The sequence below is a fragment of the Thalassotalea sp. 1_MG-2023 genome, from assembly GCF_030546745.1.
Lineage (GTDB): Bacteria > Pseudomonadota > Gammaproteobacteria > Enterobacterales > Alteromonadaceae > Thalassotalea_C.
Genome location: NZ_JAUOPD010000028.1, coordinates 24,064 through 41,189 on the forward strand (window position 1 = coordinate 24,064; position 17,126 = coordinate 41,189).

The window sequence follows — 17,126 nt, forward strand, 5'->3', positions numbered from 1 at the left end:
AAAACTAATGCTTATAAAGATATACTTTATTGATTTGCACCAAAAAGTTGTTTGGAGGTTAATATGTGTGTAATATCTGCTTATGCACAAAAAGTTACAATATAATTTAGAATTAAAAGGAAGCTTTTTAAATAACATAGTAAACAGTCGCCCAAAATCAATAAATTACATTGAGAACTCTTAGAGAGTGTCTAATTAATCGGTGTTTGTATTGTAAATTCAAGGCAAAGGGAATTCGAAAGATGACAAAGGGAGATATAAGATGTTAAATAATTTATCTGAATTGATCGACAAACTAAAACAAGTTAAATCAGTAGAATCTTTTGAGATTATTTTTCAAGATATTTGCAATATATGTGATTTAGAGTATTACCTTTTTGCCTCAGTAAAAGCTTCTTCTTTAATTGCACCTGACATCTTTGTATTATCGAATTACCCTAGTGCATGGTACAAAGAATACTTCAGTACTGATTTAAAAAAGTACGACCCTGTTGTACGTTATTGCTTTGAAAACTCATCTCCCGTCATTTGGAGTACATTAGAAAAAAATACAAAGTACTGCTGCCCGCTAGGGCTGAAGTTGATGCAAAACTCCCGGGATGGCGGTCTAATCGATGGGCTTACTGTTCCCATCAAAGCTCATAGTGGTGAGATATTCATCTTCAGTTTATCTACAGGAAGAGAAGATGAAATACCCAAAAGATTAATGAATGCATTACCTAATGCTTTGTATTTTGCAAGTACGGCCGTTGAAACATACTTCCGCATGAATTTGGGCGATTCTGAGATGAAACCCCTTACTCCTAAAGAAAAAGAAGCCCTGTTTTGGGCATGTGAAGGAAAAACAGCCTGGGAAATATCAAAAATAATGGGGATTACCGAACGTACTGTAAACTTTCATATGTCGAGTGTGACGGAAAAGTTATGTGCAGTGAACCGTCAGCACGCTGTAGCAAAAGCTACATTTAATGGGCTAGTTAAACCGAACACTTAGTGATGGGACGTTACTTTCTGGGTATTCTCTTTCCAAAGTTAAGCGAATACTACGTCCAACGGTTTCGCAATTTTGAATGGCCCAATTTTCAAATGGCACACTAGGTAAGCCAACAGATTTTTGTTTTATTTCGTTTGCCGAAAAACTGATTTGATAGACTATTTCGTCACACAAGTCATGACTAATAACTTGCTTTATAAAGTCATTGTCACACAATAGTAAGATGCTCGTCTGATTTTTAAATGCTGCAAGTTTTAATTCCTTAATCACATCTTCGATAGTCTCTACTTGTGCGCGATTGAATCGTTTGATCCCCGTTTTGCTTTTCCTAATTAAAGCCAACATATCTTTTTGATCATTTGTAAATAAAATAGTTTTATGTTGATTAGCCAAAAGTTTAATATAGGCGTCACTTCCAAATTCGCCCTTTAAGTCAATTAGTTTTAGCGGATGATGGCCGAGAGTCCCCGCTGAAATAGCTGTAAGCCAAGGTAGTCCTTTAAGCTGCAATTTAATAGATCCCGTATGAAGTCGCTCAGATATCTGATTTACTGGCATGTGGTAAACTTTAATCGTTTCAGTCTGTAGCCATTCTTGCCATTGATTGTCAGCAAGCAATTCCGAATCATAACCAAGGGTTATAGCTTTACAGCTTGAATTTTCTATAGCGGGAAGCAATTCAGACAAATCCAGCATGCCCGCAACGGGCGTACCAGTCATGACTAGTTCTCTGATTGAAAAAGCGTGCTCCTCAAGGCGTTCGACGATAGCAGCGGTATTACCGCGTTCACCTATAATAAATCCACCCGAAGAAATATGCTCTCCCTGACCATTTAACAACACCCATCCAAATCCAGAACGACTGGATTTATTTACAGCGCACGTCATAGCCAAATTGATCGCTCTTTGTCTAATATCAGCTCTCTCTTCTTGCGCAGTATATCTTTTCATGCTTTTCCAAAATAAAATTAATTGTAGCTTTATAGAAAGTAAAACTCTGTATATACCGTTTCTGTTTTAAAACGAATACTTACCTAAAGCCGATTGCCGATTGTTAGCAATTCAAGCCCTTCGTATATTGAAATTTTAAAAAGAAATTTGATTAGGAGCACCTGTCAGGAGTGACAGGTTAAATATTACGTTTCACTAATAAATTAATTTTCTTTTTAACCAATGAATCACAACCACGAAAATTGTCCTCTTAACCAAGCGTCTTTCGTATCATTTTTTCCGATCATTCAAGTATGATTCTTAACCAAAATTTCGCTACCTGTAAGAACTGACAGCCTTTAAAAACAAAACACCTAACATATTGAATATATTGGAATAAATAAAATTCTGGCAGATTTACCAGCTATTTTTGGCGACAAAAACAAATGACATTGAGTACTCCAACTAACAACGAGTGTGAGTACTATGAACAATGTAATTTCCTTTCAAGAAAACGGTGCAAATGCAAATCCAAATATTCTAGACAACGTATTTAGATTAAGACACGAAACGTTTATCAATCGTTTAGGGTGGGAAATACCTTCTTGTGAGGGTAGGGAAAGAGATCAATTTGACGACCTTGATCCATACCACATTGTAGTGACCGACAACGATAATGTTAAAGGCTGTTGGAGAGCATTACCAACTACCAGCGATTACATGCTAAAAGATATTTTCCCTGAATTATTGCAAGGCGAAGCAGCCCCGCAAGAAGAAGATGTCTGGGAAATTAGTAGATTCACAGTTGATAAAAACAAGCGAAATGAAGATGGAGGCTATTTTTCTACAGCGACTATCGAATTGATAAAATCTTTTCACAACTTTGCTAAAGAAAACAACATTAAGAGCTATGTTACTGTTACAACTGTTGCTTGCGAGCGCATCTTACGCCAGCTTGGCGTGAATATGCGCCGCATGGGGGATGGTAAATCGTTACAAGTTGGTGTTGAACGATCTGTTGCATTATGGATCGAAGTTGATGACAACCTATGCATCACAAAGCACTAATTCTTTGTAAGCAAATAAAAGTTAAAGAACGAATATCTCATTTTATGAGTACATTGCCGGGGCCGACACTGCCCCGGTGCTTTTAGTTTTTATTTACTAACGCAGACAATTTCCTCATTACGCTGTTAGCGATATAAAATCAGACAAAAAGGCTCGGTTTATTTCTTCACAAATAACTTCAGACTGCTCTAACACAAACAAATGGTCACCTGGCACTACTTTCATTTCAAAGTACGATTTAGTATTTTGTTGCCAAGCTCGCACCGACTCAATACTCACGCTTTGATCTGCATCACCATAAAATGCAGTTATTGGTGTAGATAACGGTTGAACAAAATTATCCTGCCAATCAGCACATAGATGCACATCCGCTCTAAAAATAGGGTAAAAAATCTTGCGTAGCTCTTCGTTTGCAAACACGCGATTAGTTTGACTACTTAAACCCAAAATACTATTCAAATAACCGTCAAAGCCTGACGCCTGCACCTTTTCACGCATAGATTCTGCGGAAAAATATCCTCTCGCAGACAAAAAGAGGTGATTTGGTGCGGGAAAACCTTTCTGCACCAACTTACACGCAAGTAAATGAGAAATTAGTGCTCCCATGCTATGTCCAAAAAAGGCATATCGTTGATTAGTAAATGGGGCAATTACCTCTGTTATTTCATCAATCAAATCAGACATGTTCTCACGCAATTCTTCTCTTATACGTCGTTCTCGTCCTGGTAAATAGACAGGACAGATTTGTACCTCATCACCTAACAAACGCTGCCATTTAGAATAGAATTGACTGCCTCCTCCGGCAAAAGGAAAACAAAAAATCAATACTTTATCAGAACTTGGCCTTACTGCTAGATCCAACCAAGCAGAGTGTTTATCGATATTCATTATTCATACCTCAATGCGTCAATTGGGTCGAGACGAGAAGCTTTCAAAGCTGGCGCTAGACCAAAAAAAATACCAATAGAAGAGGTAAACAAAATTGATAACCAAATCGCCCAAACAGGGATGAGCTCTTCTAAAGGTACGGGTAAAAGTGCGGAAAAAAGCTCAGCAAATAAGGCGCCTAGCGCAAGACCGACCAGTCCACCTACAAGTGAAAGTAAAATAGATTCGAATAAGAATTGAATCATGATACAACGTGAAGTAGCACCAAGAGACTTTAATATCCCTATTTCTTTCGTTCGTTCCGTAACGGAAACCAACATAATATTCATAACACCGATACCGCCTACCACTAAACTTACGCCAACTAAGCCCCCTGTTACGGCTAATACGACTGATAAAATACTGTCAAATTGGGATTTTAATCTTTCAGCGGTTACAAACTCGAACGTATTAGCTTCATGTGCTCGAAGGTTTTGCGTGGCTCGTAATAAATTGGTTAACTCTTGCGTTACAATATCAATATGCACGCCAGGTATAGGACGAAACAGAACGGAAATATTATTGGTAATATCAGGCCCAAACATTGACCGCATCGTACTAACTGGCATTAGAATGTAATTGTCCTGATCGACGCCAAAAAATGAACCTCTTACCTCACCAACACCAATGATTAAAAACCAATCATTGTTAATTTGCATGTATTCACCAACAGGATCATTTTTCATCGACAAATTCTTTACGACAGTTGGCCCAATAAAAACGACGCGTCGGCGTTGTTGGTCATCACTGGGATTTATAAATCGCCCGTATTGAGGATATACATTCACTACGTTTTGGTAGAGACTTGTAGCACCAATAAGGCTTGATGTAGCAGAATTTCTACGATATATGAGCTTTGGTGTAGATTCAGTTAGCATCACGGAAGGCGACATATCTTGAACAAATTGACTACGACTTTCTAAATACAGATAGTCGTCATAGGACAATTGACTCGTAATGCCCAACTGCTTTTTGTCTTCCGGCGTTTTAGCTTGCAGTGTCACCATATCACTCGCAAAGTCCTCAAGCTGAACACTAATTACAGTACCTAAAGCATGCGTTACAGAGATCACTATAATCACAGACGCAATTCCGATAACAATACCTAGAATGGTTAACAAACTTCGAAGCTTATGAGAAATAATCGATTTTCCAGCCGCTTTTGCTGACTGAAATATTTCATTCGTAAATTCATGCATTTACAGACTCTCCATAAAAGGAAGCAACATCAATATCAGAGTCAATTTCCCCATCAACAATGCATATTCGACGCTGACAATGCTCGGCTATATCTGTTTCATGTGTTACTAATACAATTGTATTACCTTCAGCATGTAACTCATCAAACAAGGCCATGATTTCCCAGGTTGTTTCGGTATCGAGATTACCTGTTGGCTCATCACCCAACAAAATAGACGGTTCGCTAACTAACGCACGAGCCACCGCCACGCGTTGTCTCTGACCTCCTGACAATTGATTAGGTATAGATTTTGATTTGTGCGCCAACCCAACTCGTTCCAGCTGATGCATAGCAGCGTCTACTCGCTGTCGTTGTGACATTACCCGATACATTAGCGGCTGCATTACGTTGTCAATCACTGAAGCTCGAGGAAGTAGGTTATAATTTTGAAAGACAAAACCAACTTCCCTATTTCTTATCATTGACAATTGGGCTTCCGACATATTGGTCACTCTCTGCTCATTTAACAGATACTCGCCTGCTGTCGGTTTATCTAAGCACCCAAGAATATTCATTAATGTCGATTTACCTGAACCAGAAGGACCAGTGATGGCGTTATAGCTATTTTTATAGATATTCAGATCTATCGACTTTAAAGCAAGATGCTCTCCATCCTCAAACTTATATGCCTTACTTACGCCTTTTAATTCTAAGACAACATCTTTCATTGTTAACTTCCTTGGTTTGGCGTCTCGATGACTCTCACTGCAATTCCGTCGCGTAATAAAGCGGTCTTGCGACTTGGACCGGTGATAACTTGTTGTCCTTCGCTTACACCGGCAAGTATTTGTTGTTCGGTGTCAGTAGCTAAACCTAATTCAACACTTAAACGCTTAGCTTTGCCTTCTTCAACAATCCAAAGGTAGTTATCTTCGTTGTTTTGCCTGCTCAGCGCAGAAACGGGAACAACTACCGCAGTATCTATCTGCTGATTTACGATTTCAGCGCGACAGCTCATACCAGAGCGAAGGTGCTGAGTATTCCCATCAAGATCCACTTTAATCATAACAACCAAGCCCGAGTTAGAAGTTGAATTTGCAGTAGCAGCACGAACACCTATTTTTGATACAGTTCCAAGAATTTTTTTATCCTGATCTGCAGCTGCATAGATGTTAACTAATTGCCCTAATTTAACATTTGCGACATCAGCCTCATCGACTCGAAGATTGACTTTCATGGAAGAAGGAGCTGCAACCAACATCAGTTCAGAACCAATAATGTTAGTTGTACCAGCCACCACTGTTTCGCCGACTTTGATACTCAAAGAAACAACTAATCCATCCATGGGAGCTACAAAAGTAGTTTTAGCCAGTTCCTGAAGAGATTCTTGTAAAAGCGCTTCACCACCAACTAGCGATGCCTTGGCTCTTTCGACTTGTAATCTAGCTAAATTGGTAAACGTCTGAAGTTCTTCTACACTGTCTTCAGAAGTTAATCCTTTAGCCAATAGAATCTTGATGCGCTTTAACTGCTGTTGCGCTCTTATATGTTCTTCTTTTGCTCTACTAAGTTCAATTCGTAGTAGATTTATGTCAGATTTCATTTGTTCAACACGGGCAACAAAAGACGTGTCATCCAGTTTTGCAAGTACATCACCTTTGCGAACCAACTGACCTTCTTCCACAAGCACTTCCGATACTCTGCCAGTAACTTCAGAACGAATTTTAACTTCTCGGTCATAAATTACGTTGCCTGACGCCAAAATAGAACTCTCAATATTACGCACTGAGACAACCGCAGCATTGACCTCTAGAGCAGATGCTGAATTAGACTTCTTAATCCCGACCCAAATACCCAGAGTCACTACAATAAACAGGAAAATAGCTATTTTCTTCATATCTATATACTCAATATCTTCGCCACAATGTATAGAACGTATGGTGTAACAGCTATCAATGTGGCTTTAGTGAACGTCGTTTCTGTCCATATTTTGATACCGACAGTCGCAAGAAAAATATTCCATAGATAGAAAATATCCAGTGAATTTCCAAGGGCATACAGTAAAGGCTGTTCTGCGGGAATACTGAATAACTGACTAACGGAGGAATAATTGATTAAATCAGGTCTAAAATCTTGTGCTGGAATTGTCACTAGCATGACAATAAACATCAGAGTTGAAACGATTACAGGCGTTTGTGTCCACAATGTAAAAGTGAACCATCGCTCAAATGTTTTCTTTTGTTCAGATTGATCCATAAACATGTAGTAACAACTTAAGCCCGATACAACCAACATCATTACCAACATAGACAAAAACGTGCCAAGCCAGCCTGCATATTCCGCAAAACTGCGGAATATGCGAGCTAACTCTTCTCTTTGACTTGTTGGAAGGTCCTGTATTCCAGCTAATTGTTTTTGTACTAACCACTCGCTATCAATAACACTGTAAAAACTGTAATAAAGAACAAAGATGGCAAGAGTAAGGATGGCAAAAACCCACACTCCCCACGCTTCACCATATCTGATTCGGCTAAACAGAGAACCTGGTGCTACAAAGACATCACAAACCGAGTTAAAAAAACCCATTGCGCCACTCCTTATTTTTAAATCACTGGCGTGCATCAGTATTCTCGATTTTAATTTGCGAAGCCGCTTTTTTTGTTAATTTACCCGTTACCGCCCAACCTAGAAGGCCAAACCAAACTATCCAAGATAAAGCTGCAGGTATATTCGCGATAAAGATAACTTTTGCATTTCGTCTATTTAGTAACAGCGCTAACAAAGTTGGCAAGAACCACACTGCTAGGAATAAAAATACGAAAGCTATCGCTTGTATTGCATTTAATGCTGCTAACTGAGATAAAAATAATTCAAATTGTTCAGTAATATCCATTACATATCTCCTGATATATCATTAAAAATAAAGTCTATAAATCCTTGCAAAAAGCCTTCTACATATTGCTTAGAAAGCAAATGGCTATCATATTTAACGTTGATCCCAAATTGACCTTTACTGCGGAACATTTCACACGCAATATCAGTCTGCCCACTTTGTTGTATATAACCATGTAGCGTAACTTGCTGCCCGTGAACACAAGTACTATCGGATGTTGATTCACCAAACCACGCAGTTGTTTCAGGAATAAGTACAGGCTCATGAAAAGCAAAAGTTGTTTGAACCATTGGCGATCTTCCAGTATCGGTTTTGATACCAGAGTCACGAACCATACGAATAAAAGGATAGGCCTTATATTCAAGTGCATTTAACAGCGCTTTTTCTACTTCCTTTTTCCAATTTTCTTCAATCATATTTTTCGTTACACAAATGGGTAACAAATTGACGAAATTACCAATCTGATAAGCTTGTGTAGGATCTCGTAAGCACACAGGAGTCCCGACTGCAAAATCGACACTATTTCTTGTTCGGCTTAGATAACGACAATAGCTACCGAATAAATAGACAAAGCTGCTCACACCGCTGTCACTAATATATTGTTCTAAAGTAAGACTTTGCTCATTTGATAATATATGAGTATGACCCTGGCCTTGTAGTCGCTGATGCTCGCTGTCTACTGAGACAGGTAACGGCAAAGGCTTTACACTGCGAGTTTGGTCAATCCAAAAAGCTTTAGCTTGTTCACTAAGATCTTCTGTCGTACCACTAACCTGTCGCTCAATGATTAACGGTTCATCTTTCGTTAAAGTGCGTAAGAAATTGTCTAAAAACACTTCCATACTCGTTAGATCGCAATACATGTGATGAAGTACAAACAGCAAGATATGAGTGTGCTCAGTTTCTAAAACAGTTAGTTTGACGACCGCTTCGTTCAACTTGAATGGCTCTTGTGTTAAAGCTCTTAATCTTAAAATTACCGCACCTTCATCTAGGTCATTGATATTAATAGCATTTACATCAAGCCAATTCTCTAATTCAAAAGGTTCTGTGCATCTACCTTGTTGACGATAACCTGTTCTCAGCGCGGGCTGGATGACAGCTACCTTTTCCACCGCATCGACAATAGCTTGGTAGCTAAATTCTTTACCTAACTCAAAACACAGAGGTACATTGTACGCACTAGTATCAGGGTTAAGTAACTGAGAAAAATAAATACCTAGCTGATTTTCACTTATGCGTTGATAAGAAGTTTCAGTTTTTTTAACAATTTCCTGTTTAATCGTCTCGTTAACCGCTTGCTTTGCACGGATGAATCCTGCTTGTTGTCTAATGGTTCGCTTGTGCTCAAATGCTTCGAATAAACTGAGTTTGACACCAAATTCGCTATGAATTAGACCTAGAATTCGTACTAGTCTTAATGAATTCCCACCCAAACCAAAAAAGTCATCATCTAGATTTTCGATGGGTTTACCAAGTACTTTGAACCACATCCTAGCAATTTTTAGCTCTAGCGCATCAGCATCAACATCAGTCAAATTGACATTGTTGTCATCATGCTCCGGCCAAATTTGGTCGACTAACTGTTCTATATCAGCAAGCGCTGAGTAGCATTCGTTTACATACTGCAAACTAAGACCAGTAGTCTTAGTTTTGCTACTAGAATATATTGGTGGAGTCGATACTGGTACATATTCGAGCTGGTTCAACTTAGTTGCACATATTTCGCTTTGGAAAACATCCCCCTCAACCGTCACGTCATGAGCGATACGACTGTAAAGGTTTCGCAAAACCAAGTTTCGAGGAAGCTCACGCCATTTGATAACGACATTCTGTTTACCAGCGTCTAAGGATTTTTGTGCAATAGATGATAAAAAGCGTTCTTCAATACCCCTACCCAACGCTCGACAACTTAACAAAATGTTATCTAGTACAGTGGCGTTTTCAATTAGCGTATAAAATGCTGCTCCAACCAGTCCGTAATCACCGTATTTATCCTGAACTGTCAGCGTTAAACATTGTTTATTTGTACTATTCATAAAACTCGCCAGTTCTTGACGATTTAGTACATCTTTCGTGGCGTTGAATTGATTAGTTCGCTCTGTTAACTGGGCAATACGAGGTATCTGAGCTTCTTGCAAATTCGAAATATTCATTTGCAATTTTAATCCAGCCAAAAATTCTTTATACGACTGGCAATTCAAAAGCTCAGCTTCGCGCTTTTGATTGATCTGATACAATTCAGATCGTTTTAAATCTTCAGCTGTAACGTTTCCTGTATTGAAAGCCCAATGTTTCATCGTCTTCGCCAGTTGTTTCTCGTCGTCATTAAATTGAAGCACAAGAACTTGAGGAAATGTACCTGTCACTTCTGCCAATTCAATTGGGTTATCATCTATGAAAATAACTGAATCCAAACTGATCGACAGCTCTGTTGTTAGCTCATGTATATTGGTGGACTTTGCTTTCCAATTAGCTTTAAAAGCAACAAAATGACTTCGTTTCAGTAACATATCTGAACGCTCATCTAAAACCTGCATCACATCGCTTTCAATATTTTTACTACACACTGCCAACATGACGCCTTTTTCATATTGTTCAATTAGGAACCGTTGCAAAATTAAATGTTGTGATGTTAGCTCTATACCTTGTGTACCTTGCTCACCAACTACCCCTCGCCAAAGCGTATTATCAGCGTCGACTACGATTAATTTATGTGGGGTCTTGTCAATACAAACCAACTGCTGAAATGTGGCTCTGCCCAGCAAACCGTACCATAGCGCACTGTATGGAATCTCTGCTTCATCTGGTAGTGCTTCACTAAACAATTGCTCAAATTCTATACCTGGGCTATCTAGCGATAAAACTTGTATATTTGACAGTCCAGCTATCCAGTTTGAAATTTTATCCTGCAATAAGTCGCTTATTGGCCTGAGAGTTTGATCAGCAGATGGTGCAATGATTAAACGTAAAGGTTGTTGCGTTTTACTCGCATATTGGCTAAGTGATTGGCGTAATTCAGATAGCTCCAATTGCATACCATAGTGACGATAATCCAGCGGCGCAGTCTGCGGTTTCTCCTGTCGTATTGCAGTCACTGTGTACAACCCGGTGTTAGATAACTCAACCTCTTCTTCACAGTGAACGATAAATCCATGAGATTTCAATATTGTTAGTGCTTCTTGTAATTGATCTCCAACTGCATCGTGAACTTCTAAACAAATCTGTCTAATACGTGCAAAATCTTGTCCATTTAAACTACGAAGAATGCCGAGCTCAGCCTTTTCAGCATCAATCTTCAACAACCCTATTTCTTCAATTCCTTGATTTTGAATAAATTCAGATAAGTTGATTAATGGACAAACGATATCCTCTTGTTGCAAGCGATCCTGGAGCATGGTTTCTGTCATTTCTTGCAATATTTCAGGATCATCACAATGAGTCATCTTACGAACTTGATTAGCAATAACTTCCCGCAACACTTTTTCATCATCAGAAGTCGCACTGAAGAAGCTCGAAAACACAGATGTATTTGGATAGAACGAAAAGGTAGCTTCGCCACTTTGCTCCGCGACACCTGCACAAACGACCTCTACATCTCCACGATCCAAAGTGTTAGCGCGCAAACAATCTGCGACACGAGGAGAAGGTTCAAAAGCATAAACTTTGACTCCATTTGCTTGTTGTAAAGCGTAAAGAGAGAACATTCCAATGTTCGCACCAACATCTATCACAACATCGTTACCTTCGATAGAAATCCCATGGCGTCCATAACATCGGTCTATAAAAATTTCTCGGTATAAATAGTCCGTTTCATATTGGTTTATTTGTGCAACTTCAATCCCATTTGGTAAATAATGACTGCATAAACCATTAGCGGTATGAAGTGCTTGTGGCTTGATTAGATCGCTAGGTTGCAAAACAAGTACTCTAGCATCATAGGCTGCAGTGTCACTTTTTGGCCTTGATAGCGCATGTCGCCAATCAATATAACTCTCCGTGTCAATCTGGTACGGTAGATTTAAAGTAGCGTTTAAATGGCTCGAAACCTCTTCTATTTGATCAAGAGTAAAATTCCCCTGTACAAGCGCAGTACGTTGAACATTTTGCGTAATGGAGCAAAACTGTACTCCTTTTGCCAAAAACATAACTCGACCTACGTCATCTACCGCCTGTACGTTCGCGTTAATAAAGTTTTCACTTGCACATTGATATTCAACCTGTACCTGTAAATCTTTACCCAAGTCATCAAACAGTTGACATGATTCAATTCGCATTAATACGTGCGCACTAGTCGTTTTTTCACTACTACCAAGCAACACACTGTGTAAACACGCATCCAAAACATGAAGCGACTCTCGTCCTTTACCATCTAATTGAAATTGTGCATACCCTTCTTTTTTACGGATACTGTTTAGTATCCGATAGTTACCACCGAATTGGTTACCACGTTGCCATAATTCTGCATAAGCTTGCTCAGTAGTCTGATCACTTATTGGCAATAGCCAATGGTTGATTCTAGCAAGAGTTTTGTTATTAACGTCTCTTGAGAAACTGGTAACTATTTGCCCTTTGTATTTAACCTGTGTTTGGTTAGCCGACTGTTCATCTACAATTTCAATATCAGCAGATTCATCGAGATCAGATTGAAACAACGGTAATAGAAACTCTACCTGTTTTAAAACAGTATTCTTTGACCCGCTCTGCTCAATGGCTTGCAATAAATAAAATGCGCCAGGTACCACTACTTTCTTATCTACCGCATGACCGTCAAATAGTTGCGGTCGGTTCTTTTGGATAATTGCTTGAGATTTCATTGTTTACTCTCTTTTATTAGTGCTGTGATAAACTACCAGAACGCTTAGCGCGTCGTACCGATGCACTAAACAAGAAGTAACCTAGACACAGGTAAAACAAGCCACTGAGCATTGAATACAAATGAGGTAACGAAAGTGTTGAAACGTTATCGGACATCAATGCTTTCAATTGTGCAGTTGAAGACGTGATCGGTAACAAATATCCAAAGGTTTGGGTTGTTTCAGACCAAGTATCAAATGGCAAAACCATGATAAAAATAAGCAGCAACTGCAAAACACCAATCAAACCCATCGCTTTTTTCGCTAAGAGCGTTATTGATGCGGTCATCATACCCAGACCTATACCAGTAAGTACTGAAGCGATTAGAGGAACCAGGGCTAAAACAGGGTAGCTAAGGTTGACATCTGATACCCAAACAACAATAACTAGTGTCAACATAGTGACCAAAAAATTGACCCCAAGGCTTGCAAATGCGCGAATAATGATAAGATTTGGCATACTGATTCGAGCCATAAATAACTGTTCCAGAGTACCTGTATCAGCTTCTCGCTGCATCTCACCACTTAGACCAGAAAATACACCTATCACTAATATCCAATTGATATATAGCACCACAGTACTATCAATACGGTCACCAAAGTGTTGACTACCATTAGCCAAATATTCTGCACCGTAAAATAAACCACAGAATAAAAATAGCAGCATAAACACTGCAGCCAGAGCATCCATCGGGTAGCGCTTAAATAATTTCCATGAACGGACAAATTCGACCCAAAATAAACTTAACATGATGAACTCCTTGCGTGTTTTAAAAAGATTTGCTCAAAGGAAGGTTGTTGCTTAGTGAGACTGACTATTTTGGCTGGGTTGATGACCGACAACAGCTCAGGCAATAAGCTTTGATCAATGGAATCAACACTATTATCAACAATTGACAATTCGTACTCATTTGCCAATGCTTTAAACTCAGGACATTCACCATCTTCTAACACCAATTGGTAATGATATGTCGCTTCTTGTTGAAGTGATCGCGGATTTATATTGTCCGCTACTAATTTACCTTCTCGAATTATTGTCACTCTATCGGCTAAATTTTCTGCAATAGACAATTCGTGAGTGGTGATCAAGATTGCTACACCTTCAGACTTAAGCTTTTGCAACGCTTCAATCAATAATTGAGTGTTTTCATAGTCTATGCCAAGCGTTGGTTCATCAAGCAATAACAACTTAGGTTCCTGCATCATAGCGACTGAAACAGCGAGTCGTTGTTGCATGCCTCTTGATAACTTTTGGGCAAACACTTCAGCTTTATCTTTCAAGCCAAAAAACTCGAGTAACTCCTCTGCACGACTTTCAGCCTTTGATATGCTCAAGCCTCGAAGAACACCGAAATATTCGAGGTTCTCGCGACATGTCATACGTGCATAAAGGTTTCGATGACCATCAAGTAAGGCGCTTATTTGTAAAACACCAGCACGCTCTCCTTGAGCTGTTTCAACACTGCCAGAATCGGCATCTACTAATCCGGCAATGATCTTAATAGCTGTCGTTTTTCCAGCGCCATTCAAGCCGAGAAAAGCTAGAATTTCCCCACTATTAATGTCAAAGCTAAGGTCGTCGACTGCTTTGACGAAGTCACTTCCACTCTTGTAATGTTTTACGATATTTTTGATATGAAACACGATTAGCTCTCCTCTTTGTCATTAATAATAACTTCTCGAAGGCCATTCAAACGCTCACATTTGATACCACGAGATTCACAGAATTTGATAAATTCGCCAGACTCAACGATTGGAGCTGAATCGTCATCATAAGAAATACTCGAGATATAAGTTAGCCATGGCTCCATCCCCATTGCGTAGACAAATACTTGTTTTGGAGAGAATTGCTCAATGATCCCTTGTGCTCTAACATTGTCTGAGCCATTTAGTCGTCTAGACTGATCCATTTTGCGTTCGAGCGGTTTAGGATAAAGCGGACCATATAGCCATGACATCGGAGCACCAGATGACTCCATACCAATAAAGATATAATCAATATCACCTACCGCACGATGCAAATGCTCGTACATCTTAGGTTCAATATTGTTAGAGTCAGCAGCGCACAGTACCGTGGTACCAAAGAATTCAAAGAAAAACGCCAGTTTAGAGCGAATATGTAAATCGCCATGCTCACCAAAGAAAGGAAGACCCATGATACGACCATTTTTTACTGGTAGTTCATCCATTTCATCCATCTCAATAACGTTTTCAAAGCCAGCAGCTTTAAGTACAAATCGCAAAGATGGATCTTGTAAAGTGCCACCATTATTTTTAGGTACGATGATCGTTCCAATCTTGTGACGAATTTGCAGCAGGGTTTCAAACATCACATGATCCTGATGACTATGTGTCAAAACGACGTAATCAATACGTTCTGGTAAATCTAAGTAGTCATAACGTTCAGACGCATCGTCAAACTTGTAACTAATTAATGGGTCTGTCATCACGGTGACATCTGGCGTTTCAAGTAATACCGTTGCGTGACCAAAGTAACGGATGCGTACGCCTTCTTCCGGCAAGGCTGCAGGTTTTGGTGGCTCTTGTGTCGTGAAAAATGAGTAAAGCAATTCGATTTGTTTGCTATTCAAGTCAAAACGCTCTGCGATTTCATCACAGATTCTCAATGAACCTGGTTCATATTTCATGCGGAATAACTTATCTACAAGAGGGTCGTTGTAGGTCAATGGCAGATTAAGTTCATTTTCATCTGAGAATCTTGGAGTACTTAGTACAAATGCTCGGTCATCTCCATGAATGGTCGACAACTGGATTGATTGCATCTCAGGTTTATAATAGTCGCTCGAGTACAGCAAAGGCTCTATCAGACGAATAGAAGGGTAATTGTTAAGGTCATAACCTAACTCTACAAACCCTCTTAATGACTCCGGAATACGTTCATACAACTCCGCTAATGAAAAGCCTTGGGCCTCTTCTATTAATACATTATTAAACTTACTCAAATCTTCAGAAATTTGGATAAGATCTGCTAATTCACTACGAGTATGGTTGACGAGTTTTGTTACTTTTTCGATACCACCTGAGTAATCCATAAATGGACCACCACGCATTGCAGGGTTTTTCAACGCTGCTTTATGAATATGTGGTGCCTGTAAGTAGGAATCCAAAATCCTTAAGTGCAACTTAGCAGTAATGCAACCTGCAGTAACTGGCTGCATTAACAATGGCCATGCGTACCAGTTGTTCCAAAGTGGTTCTACTTTAACATTCGTGCGAAGGTAAACTTGTTCATTCATTATAATTCTCCTTGAGTATTCATATTTTTCGTTTGGTTAATGCAATTATTTGTTGTTTTCCGCATTGCCGACCTTTAGTTTTGTTAATGCTCTGACGAACCCAGTCATCAATGATGGATGCCTTCGATCGTTCCACTATGCTGTAATGAGTTGCATTGATGTCGATGACATCGCAGCACTCGGAAATCTGTTTTAAGTAATCTATGCAGGGCTCTTTTGGTGATTGAGTTTCAGCAGCATTGTTAGCTGAAAAATATTGGACTTTTTCAATGTGAAGGCCTGAGGTGGCGCGAAAGCGCTCTAATCCTTCAATACCTGACAAGACAAGTGCTCTTTGTTGCTCTATATTTAATCCTGTCGCAAGACAAAGCTCTGAAATTTGGTATTCAGAATCGAAGGCCAACCAATCACTTTCACTAGTCGACTCCAGTGTTGAAAAAGCTTGAGAAGTTAGCTGTTCGTGAGTGTGCCACTGGCTATCTAACATCCCTAGATAAGCAACTTTATCCCCTGCTTTTATCAAATGTTTTGCAATCTCTAGGCAAATAACCCCCCCCAGAGACCAGCCCATAATTTGATAAGGCCCTTCGGGTTGAACCTGCTTAAGTTCTCCCACATATAACTTGGCTAATTCCGATAAGTCAGAGTGTGTATGTGTTTTACCTTTAGACACAATATCAGGGTGACAAATGCCATAAAGAGCAGAACTTGACGACCACTCCTGCGCCAGTGATTGATAACAGAGCGTGTCCCCACCAACGGGATGAACAATAAAGACAGGTTGATTTGTATCTCCTTTTTTAAGTAAGTGGCAGATTCTTTGTTCAAACGTATTTGGTGACGCCAAAAGAAGCGCTTGCTTTTCCAATACTGGTGCAGCAAAAATTTGATGAATTGATACATCTTTTAACCATGTTTTATTAATAGCGACTCGTAATCTAATAGCCAATAACGAGTGCCCACCTAGGCTAAAGAAATTAGCATTGCGGCTGATCTGCTCAACCCCAAGAAGTGATGACCA

Annotated in this window: 14 protein-coding genes; 2 read left to right on the plus strand and 12 right to left on the minus strand. The window is 39.4% G+C overall.

The genetic code is table 11. The features are described from left to right. Positions 1-262 precede the first annotated feature (262 nt). The gene (locus Q4489_RS15940; RefSeq protein ID WP_303482215.1) at positions 263-994 is read left to right on the plus strand and encodes a LuxR family transcriptional regulator; all 732 of its coding nucleotides are present in this window, start codon (positions 263-265) and stop codon (positions 992-994) included. Here Q4489_RS15940 and Q4489_RS15945 read toward each other — a convergent pair. After that, the gene (locus tag Q4489_RS15945) at positions 974-1,945 is read right to left on the minus strand and encodes a hypothetical protein (protein ID WP_303482218.1); all 972 of its coding nucleotides are present in this window, start codon (positions 1,943-1,945) and stop codon (positions 974-976) included. The two genes, Q4489_RS15940 and Q4489_RS15945, sit on opposite strands and share 21 nt — an antisense overlap. Before the next feature lie 465 nt (positions 1,946-2,410). Between Q4489_RS15945 and Q4489_RS15950 the strand changes: the two genes are divergently transcribed. Next, positions 2,411-2,992, plus strand: coding sequence for an acyl-homoserine-lactone synthase (locus tag Q4489_RS15950; RefSeq protein ID WP_303482221.1), 582 nt, complete (start codon positions 2,411-2,413; stop codon positions 2,990-2,992). Positions 2,993-3,109: 117 nt separating this feature from the next. Here the strand turns inward: Q4489_RS15950 and Q4489_RS15955 are convergent, their stop codons facing one another. The 11 genes from Q4489_RS15955 to Q4489_RS16005 all read right to left on the minus strand — a co-directional run. Then, the gene (locus Q4489_RS15955; RefSeq protein WP_303482224.1) at positions 3,110-3,880 is read right to left on the minus strand and encodes a thioesterase II family protein; all 771 of its coding nucleotides are present in this window, start codon (positions 3,878-3,880) and stop codon (positions 3,110-3,112) included. Continuing rightward, complete coding sequence (locus tag Q4489_RS15960; RefSeq protein ID WP_303482227.1) at positions 3,880-5,118, minus strand: ABC transporter permease; 1,239 nt, start codon at positions 5,116-5,118, stop codon at positions 3,880-3,882. The genes Q4489_RS15955 and Q4489_RS15960 overlap by 1 nt, the downstream gene beginning before the upstream one ends. After that, the gene (locus Q4489_RS15965; RefSeq protein ID WP_303482230.1) at positions 5,111-5,827 is read right to left on the minus strand and encodes an ABC transporter ATP-binding protein; all 717 of its coding nucleotides are present in this window, start codon (positions 5,825-5,827) and stop codon (positions 5,111-5,113) included. Before Q4489_RS15965 ends, Q4489_RS15960 begins: the two co-directional genes overlap by 8 nt. A gap of 2 nt (positions 5,828-5,829) precedes the next feature. Beyond that, a complete protein-coding gene (locus tag Q4489_RS15970; protein WP_303482234.1) occupies positions 5,830-6,996 on the minus strand; it encodes an efflux RND transporter periplasmic adaptor subunit in 1,167 nt (388 codons plus the stop codon). A gap of 2 nt (positions 6,997-6,998) precedes the next feature. Next, positions 6,999-7,721, minus strand: coding sequence for a YIP1 family protein (locus Q4489_RS15975; RefSeq protein WP_303482237.1), 723 nt, complete (start codon positions 7,719-7,721; stop codon positions 6,999-7,001). Beyond that, the gene (locus Q4489_RS15980) at positions 7,708-7,992 is read right to left on the minus strand and encodes a hypothetical protein (RefSeq protein ID WP_303482240.1); all 285 of its coding nucleotides are present in this window, start codon (positions 7,990-7,992) and stop codon (positions 7,708-7,710) included. Before Q4489_RS15980 ends, Q4489_RS15975 begins: the two co-directional genes overlap by 14 nt. Then, complete coding sequence (locus Q4489_RS15985) at positions 7,992-12,809, minus strand: FkbM family methyltransferase (protein ID WP_303482245.1); 4,818 nt, start codon at positions 12,807-12,809, stop codon at positions 7,992-7,994. The genes Q4489_RS15980 and Q4489_RS15985 overlap by 1 nt, the downstream gene beginning before the upstream one ends. A gap of 16 nt (positions 12,810-12,825) precedes the next feature. Then, a complete protein-coding gene (locus tag Q4489_RS15990) occupies positions 12,826-13,599 on the minus strand; it encodes an ABC transporter permease (protein WP_303482248.1) in 774 nt (257 codons plus the stop codon). Further along, positions 13,593-14,492: an ABC transporter ATP-binding protein gene (locus Q4489_RS15995; protein WP_303482251.1), complete on the minus strand. Its 900-nt coding sequence runs from the start codon at positions 14,490-14,492 to the stop codon at positions 13,593-13,595. The genes Q4489_RS15990 and Q4489_RS15995 overlap by 7 nt, the downstream gene beginning before the upstream one ends. Positions 14,493-14,494: 2 nt before the next feature. Continuing rightward, a complete protein-coding gene (locus Q4489_RS16000; RefSeq protein WP_303482254.1) occupies positions 14,495-16,105 on the minus strand; it encodes an MBL fold metallo-hydrolase in 1,611 nt (536 codons plus the stop codon). 19 nt (positions 16,106-16,124) lie between these two features. Then, a partial coding sequence (locus tag Q4489_RS16005) for a thioesterase domain-containing protein (protein ID WP_303482257.1) occupies positions 16,125-17,126 on the minus strand: 1,002 nt, incomplete at its 5' end.

Excerpts from the sequence above, each read along its gene's own strand:
- Q4489_RS15950 (WP_303482221.1), top strand. The coding sequence starts at position 2,411 with ATGAACAATGTAATTTCCTTTCAAGAAAACGGTGCAAATGCAAATCCA.
- Q4489_RS15985 (WP_303482245.1), bottom strand. The coding sequence starts at position 12,809 with ATGAAATCTCAAGCAATTATCCAAAAGAACCGACCGCAACTATTTGAC.
- Q4489_RS15970 (WP_303482234.1), bottom strand. The coding sequence starts at position 6,996 with ATGAAGAAAATAGCTATTTTCCTGTTTATTGTAGTGACTCTGGGTATT.
- Q4489_RS15955 (WP_303482224.1), bottom strand. The coding sequence starts at position 3,880 with ATGAATATCGATAAACACTCTGCTTGGTTGGATCTAGCAGTAAGGCCA.
- Q4489_RS15980 (WP_303482240.1), bottom strand. The coding sequence starts at position 7,992 with ATGGATATTACTGAACAATTTGAATTATTTTTATCTCAGTTAGCAGCA.
- Q4489_RS15965 (WP_303482230.1), bottom strand. The coding sequence starts at position 5,827 with ATGAAAGATGTTGTCTTAGAATTAAAAGGCGTAAGTAAGGCATATAAG.
- Q4489_RS15990 (WP_303482248.1), bottom strand. The coding sequence starts at position 13,599 with ATGTTAAGTTTATTTTGGGTCGAATTTGTCCGTTCATGGAAATTATTT.
- Q4489_RS15960 (WP_303482227.1), bottom strand. The coding sequence starts at position 5,118 with ATGCATGAATTTACGAATGAAATATTTCAGTCAGCAAAAGCGGCTGGA.
- Q4489_RS16000 (WP_303482254.1), bottom strand. The coding sequence starts at position 16,105 with ATGAATGAACAAGTTTACCTTCGCACGAATGTTAAAGTAGAACCACTT.
- Q4489_RS15945 (WP_303482218.1), bottom strand. The coding sequence starts at position 1,945 with ATGAAAAGATATACTGCGCAAGAAGAGAGAGCTGATATTAGACAAAGA.
- Q4489_RS15975 (WP_303482237.1), bottom strand. The coding sequence starts at position 7,721 with ATGCACGCCAGTGATTTAAAAATAAGGAGTGGCGCAATGGGTTTTTTT.
- Q4489_RS15940 (WP_303482215.1), top strand. The coding sequence starts at position 263 with ATGTTAAATAATTTATCTGAATTGATCGACAAACTAAAACAAGTTAAA.